This window comes from Candidatus Nitrosotalea sp. FS (assembly GCF_011319475.1).
GTDB lineage: Archaea > Thermoproteota > Nitrososphaeria > Nitrososphaerales > Nitrosopumilaceae > Nitrosotalea.
Map to the genome: position 1 here is coordinate 1 of NZ_RCMC01000272.1, position 5,982 is coordinate 5,982.

At 39.8% G+C, this 5,982-nt stretch carries 4 protein-coding genes, 1 tRNA gene and 2 pseudogenes; 2 read left to right on the forward strand and 5 right to left on the reverse strand.

What is annotated here, in order from left to right:
* Positions 1-95: 95 nt before the first annotated feature.
* The 3 genes and pseudogenes from fen to DYY66_RS10830 form a co-directional block, all read right to left on the reverse strand.
* A pseudogene (fen, locus tag DYY66_RS10820) lies at positions 96-1,120 on the reverse strand (flap endonuclease-1).
* A 33-nt stretch (positions 1,121-1,153) separates the two neighbouring features.
* Complete coding sequence (locus DYY66_RS10825; RefSeq protein ID WP_166289220.1) at positions 1,154-1,333, reverse strand: hypothetical protein; 180 nt, start codon at positions 1,331-1,333, stop codon at positions 1,154-1,156.
* Positions 1,334-1,382: 49 nt separating this feature from the next.
* On the reverse strand, positions 1,383-1,562 hold the full coding sequence (locus DYY66_RS10830) for a hypothetical protein (RefSeq protein ID WP_166289223.1): 180 nt from the start codon (positions 1,560-1,562) through the stop codon (positions 1,383-1,385).
* 110 nt (positions 1,563-1,672) lie between these two features.
* Between DYY66_RS10830 and DYY66_RS10835 the strand changes: the two genes are divergently transcribed.
* A tRNA-Ser gene (locus tag DYY66_RS10835) sits at positions 1,673-1,768 on the forward strand.
* A gap of 2,665 nt (positions 1,769-4,433) precedes the next feature.
* Here the strand turns inward: DYY66_RS10835 and DYY66_RS16610 are convergent.
* Positions 4,434-4,577: a tetratricopeptide repeat protein gene (locus DYY66_RS16610; protein WP_166289232.1), complete on the reverse strand. Its 144-nt coding sequence runs from the start codon at positions 4,575-4,577 to the stop codon at positions 4,434-4,436.
* A 128-nt stretch (positions 4,578-4,705) separates the two neighbouring features.
* On the opposite strand from DYY66_RS16610, the gene DYY66_RS10855 reads away from it, so the two are divergent.
* Positions 4,706-5,476 carry a hypothetical protein gene (locus DYY66_RS10855; RefSeq protein ID WP_166289235.1) on the forward strand — a complete coding sequence of 257 codons (771 nt, stop codon included), beginning with the start codon at positions 4,706-4,708 and terminating at the stop codon, positions 5,474-5,476.
* 50 nt (positions 5,477-5,526) lie between these two features.
* Here the strand turns inward: DYY66_RS10855 and DYY66_RS16615 are convergent.
* Positions 5,527-5,939, reverse strand: a pseudogene (locus DYY66_RS16615) (tetratricopeptide repeat protein); the annotation flags it as partial.
* Positions 5,940-5,982 lie beyond the last annotated feature (43 nt).

Genomic DNA, 5,982 nt, shown 5'->3' on the forward strand with positions numbered 1-5,982 from the left:
TTGTGCTGCATATCCTTTTACTTTCATGATTATCCGATGGTAACATCATGGCTTGATTCTATTTAATTATTGACAGATATAGGGTGCCAGTTAACTTACTTGAACCACTGTTCTAAATTCTGGCTCTTTTTCTCTAATGCTTTTTTTAGCCTGTTCAACGAAGTATCGACTCTGTCTAGTGAAAAACTTCGCTCCTTTGTAAGATAGTTTACAATTCCAGAATAATCCACGTCTCCGAATTTTATCTCGGATACATCTGCTACTTTTGGATTTAAGAAAATATCGCGTATTTGCTTATAATCGATTTCTTGTAATTTCTCTTGGATCTGAGAGACATTTTCCAGACTGCCATTGCCTTTTATCATCTTTAGTGCAGTCTTGGGGCCTATTCTCTCAAATCCGTCTGGATTGAAATCCGTGCCTATGAGTATTCCAATGTCTACTAGCTGCTCTCTTGTAACGTCTAGAGAGGATAATGTCTTGTCAATCTGGATGATTTCAGGCTCTATCTCTATTGTGGTGTTTCTGTTTGGCAGCTTTCTTTTTCCGCTGTTTGTAAAGTTTCTAACCAGTTTTTTTGCACCAAACAATAAAGAGTCAAAGTCTTGACTTGCAGATGCATATGCTTTGCCTGTAGTGGTAAGATGTGCGGCAGTTGCCTCTCCTTCTGATGGTGCCTGGATTGATGGTATCCCAAACAACTCCAAGAATTTCTTTGATTCTTCTACCATGTCGTCTCGTAGAACAGATGTCTGTTGCGCAAATTTTTTTGCTTCTACATAATTTCCTTCGCTTATTGCTTTTTCATATTTTATCGTGGCATCTTTTTTTACTTGCTTTCTTCTTTGAATCTCTGCAGATTTTAGTGATGGAGGTCTCCCATCAAATACATAAACTGGTTTTATTCCTAATGATGGAAATTGATATTCCTGTAAAACAGTCCGCTGATGTGGCTTGTTATCTTTCCATTATAGTCTGTCAGTGGAAGTCCATCAGGCCCTCGTATGATGGACAGGAACTGGTAAATTGCATTGTATGCGTCTATTGCTACAATCTTTGATGTAAATGATTCAAGGTTTGTTCTTTCGCGTACACAAAGCTGTTTTAGATCTAGGCCCATTTGTATCTACAAGATGTTTCCATGATAGAGTTCTTATTTCTTTTTTACAGAAGACTTTTCCCAGCCTTTTTCTATAATTTCTTCATAAATGTTTGAGAGCTTGGGAATTGCTTCTCCCTTTTCTGCTGCAGTCTTTACTTTGTCTCTGTAATACAGCTCGATTGCCTTTGCAGTCTTGTCGTCAATTGTTATTGAAATTCGGGTCTTTGCCAACTAGTACCAGTTGTGGTATTGACATCTATCAATAATAAACTATACATTATCAATTTTTTTCTGTTTGTGGGATAATTAGGAATCCTTCTTTGGTTGTAGTCATTCTCACGGGGGTGTCTTCTGGGAGACCCATCTGGACCAAGATCATACCTACTGTGATGTCATCAGAAAGTGTGTACCTTTTGCCTTGAAACTCAATTGAGACTGTCTTTTTTGTGATTGTCTCCATTTGATGTCTACATAATAGATTGTCTACTTTATATCCTTTATTATATATTTGATCTACTGATCACTTTTTGTAATGTTATTTATGTACCAAAATTAGAGTCTTTGACAAGTGCCAGGTTAGCCAAGTGGAACGGCGACCGCCTCGAGATCAAAAACAAGGTAGCGGTTATGCGCAAGCATGCAGGGGTTCGAATCCCTTACCTGGCGCTGTTACTTTTTTAAAAAACAAAGCAAACCTACACCAATTTTTTAAGACATGCTAATCTATTATTTCAATAGTGAATATATTATTCATTACTCTGCTGATTGTATCAATAGTTGGATTCTCTTTTATGTCAATAAATCATGTGTATGCTCCATGTCCTGTAGGGGTTACANCTACGCATTACTCTATTGATTGTATCATTAGTTGGATTCTCATTTATGTCAATAAATCATGTATATGCTCCATGTCCTGTCGGTGTTACAGATTGTGGTCCGCCACCTGGAGTGACAGTTTTAATGGGAACCGACAACCAATTTTATGAAAAAAATGACACTATCAACATTCACGGAAACGTCTATGTCCAAAATTATTCAAAGCCAATTCACTTGCAGCTTGTCAACCCTGTTAATGATACCATATTGGGAATTGATGCACCTGTAACCACTAGAACATTTAACGCAAAGATTGTATCAAATTTTGATACATCTGGAATTTATCAAATCATTACTTGTTTGCAAAGTTGGTGTGACAGATCATACTTCAAGTTCTTTCCAGAGCCATACAAGCTGACTGCTTCAAACCAAGATTTTTTTATAAAATACAAGAGTTCTGCAGACCTTGCAGGGATGGATGTAGATGCTAACAGTCATGCATTACGGGTGCATATTGCAAACGCTACAGCTCAAGGACTAGAATTTGTAATTGATATACCAAGGGCATTAATTGACTCCAAAGGGTATGACAACAAGGACACAAGTTTCCGGGTACTTGNCCCAAGAGCATTAATTGATTCAAAAGGGTATGACAACAAGGACACAAGTTTCCGGGTACTTGTTGGGATGAACCAGCCTGACAAGTACATGCAGCCTGTAAACTTTACAGAAATAGCACGAAACGATGTATCCAGAACACTTGCAATAGACATTCCATACGAGCCAGTTCCAAATGCGTCTGGAATGTGGGATTACAAAATCATGCCATCTGATGTGGCATCTGGGAATACAGTTACAGAGCCGCCACTACGGCAATTCAAGTCAGGCACTACTGCTAATGATATTGTATGTCACAGCGGATTTTATCTTGCAATAAGATCACACAATTTAGAACCTGTGTGTCTCAAGGCCGGAACAATCTCAAAACTTGCATCGCGTGNACCACCACTGCGGCAGTTCAAGTCTGGCACCACTGCTAATGACATTGTATGTCACAGCGGATTCTACCTTGCAATAAGAACACACAATCTAGAACCTGTGTGTCTCAAGGCCGAAACAATCTCAAAACTTGCATCGCGTGGATTCTTCCATGGTGTTGCGGCAAATGAAACCGAATCAAACTATACTACTGTCCTGATATCACCTGGGTCTGAAAACCAGGCTTCTGTAAACTCTTACAGCCCAAGTATTGCAACTGTAATGATTGGAGTCAACAATACTGTAAGGTGGGTGAGTCAGTCTGAGACTGCAAATACAATTGTACCTGACATGCCATTGACTCAAAACGGAAAATCATTTGGAAATGTTGGTGTCATAAAACCTGGTGGAACATACATGTTTACATTTACAGAACCTGGAACATTTCCATATCATGCAGAACCGCATCCATGGATGAAAGGAACAATAATTGTACTATCACAAGATTAGTCACAGTGATAACGGATCACTTGTGGTACTGGGCGAGGGCCAAAGAGACGGTCCACTACTTGTGCAAAAAATTCTCCAAGACCATGTACAGGGTCTAGTCTTTCGAGAGTATCCTCTTGNACCACAGCCCCAAGTGATAACGGAACACTTGTAGTACTAGGTGAGGGTCAAAGAGATGGTCCACTGCTTGTACAAAAAATTCTCCAAGACAATGTACAGGGTCTAGTCTTTCGAGCGTATCCTCTTGCAACAAATACTGGCTATCCAATGACGCTACATGTTGGAGATATTGTAAGCAATGGATGTACGGTAGATCTTACACTTGTCAAGATTGAAAACAACACTGCAACATTTCTGAAAAAAGAACATTATGATAGATTATGTCCTATCTGCCTTTCTGAAAATACCATAATTGATACACCAGATGGTCAAACCAATGTACAAAAATTAAAGCCCGGGATGACCGTGTTTACCCAAGACAGTCTGGGCCACAAGCAAGTTGGTATAATACTAAAGACTGGAAGAACACTGTCTCCACAAGACCACCAGGTGGTTCACGTGGTTTTGTATGATGGCAGAAAACTAGACGTCTCACAGAATCATCCTACATCGGATGGCAGGTTCTTTGGTGACTTGCATGCAGGGGACTTGCTTGACGGCTCTAAAATCACGAGTGTAAATCTTGAGCCATACAATGGTACATACACGTATGATATTCTGCCTGACGGAAAGACTGGGTTCTATTGGGCTGATGGTATCCTTGTTGGCAGCACGCTCAAGTGATTTCTATGTATCCTATGTATTTTCTATATGATAAAAAAATTTTTGATCTAAAGATAGCTTCGATTCAATCAAACCCATTAAATCAAAATGGTCCTAAATCTATCCATGCCAACCTGCAAGGAATGCAATACTGTTTTCTACTCTAGTGAGGGACTTGAAGTTCACCTAATACATGCCCACAAAAAAGGCATGATGGATAATTTTTCCAAGTAGATTTTTTTTTACTTGATACGGTGAACTGTAATCATCCTAGTTTCTTTGTTTTCTCGTAACACTTGTTGGCCTCTTTCTTTTTGCCCATCTTCATTAACACGCCGCCCTTGTTGTGCCATGCAACTGTCAATTCTGGATGAATCTTTGTTGCTCTCTCAAAACAGTCAAGTGCCATCTCTAGTCTTCCGAGAANTACTACACCATGGATTGCAGAGATTCTGTAATCCTAGCGACTTAGAAAAAAGCAATGAATCTGGAAATTGCGTAAATACTAGATTCACGTAATTATATCATCACAAGGATATGGCATCAACTGCACATATGACTTGGAAAGCAAGCAACATGCTAATTGTTGCTCTAGTCATCACCTTGTACATCTTACTTCCTCTACCTCTCTTTGTAGGAGGAAAAACAGACAGCAAGACTATCATTACTTTCTACCAGTATACGTTACCATTTCTCTCTGGCGGGTTGATTCTCTTGTTTTTGTTAAAGCAAAACAGGATTTTATCTCCTACAAAAACAGAGATGAATAGGATATGGTCAGAGAGGCGACAGGTAATCCGACTAGGAACCGTTGCAGGCTGTATTGCCTCCTTTTCTGTCCTTGTACCAATATTTTTGGGTGAGTATGCAACTCACCTACCACTTGGCACTTATCTTTCAGTACTTGGAACAATACTTGGCAGCTATGTTGGAAATACCCAGTACAGTTTTATGCTTGGCCTGATGGCGCATCTGGTAACTGGAACTGCAATAGGTGCAGTGTTTAGCTTCATCATGTCCGCATCTGAGATATTTGACTTTAGGAAAAAGAGTCAGACAATTGCATTTGGTCTTGGTGCAGGTTTTATTACGTTTCTTGCACTCTTTAATCCGATCTCTCGACTTGGTATAGAGCCATACCTGCAACAGTCACTGTATGTCACAATGGGAACAGCAAATCCAATAACCATATCAAATGTTGCAAGGGAGATAATGTCAAATCTTTTGGCAGGCTCTCTTTTGATACACCTACTTTTTGGTTTCACACTTGGAACTACTTTTTACCTATTGGTACGAAGATACGTCTGATCAAAGTTATTTTAGTTTCTCTGCTTTCTCATAACACTTGTCGGCCTCTNGCAACTGTCAAATCTGGATGGATCTTTGTTGCCCTCTCAAAGCAGTCAAGTGCCATCTCTAGTCTTCCGAGAATGAAAAAACACACACCCTTAAAGTTCCATGCAGGAGCGTTTGCTGGATCAAGTATGGTGGCCTCATCAAAACATTCCAGTGCTTCTTCGTATCTTTTCAGGTCCGACAGACATACTCCTTGCAGGTTCCATGCATCTGCAGACTCGGGATTTATCTGTAAAACTTTGGCATAGCACAACAGTGCATCTTCATGTCTTTTCAAGTGGTATAGGGCATCACCTTTTTTGAGCCAAGCGTTTGCGTATCGCGGTAGTCTATCCAAAGCCTTGTCATAAAATGGAATTGCTTCTTCATACTGGGATTTTGCAACAAGTGTCTGGGCTTGCTCGTATGATACCACTGCCTCTTCTGGATAAATGTCATCAAACTTTTGTGTTACATTT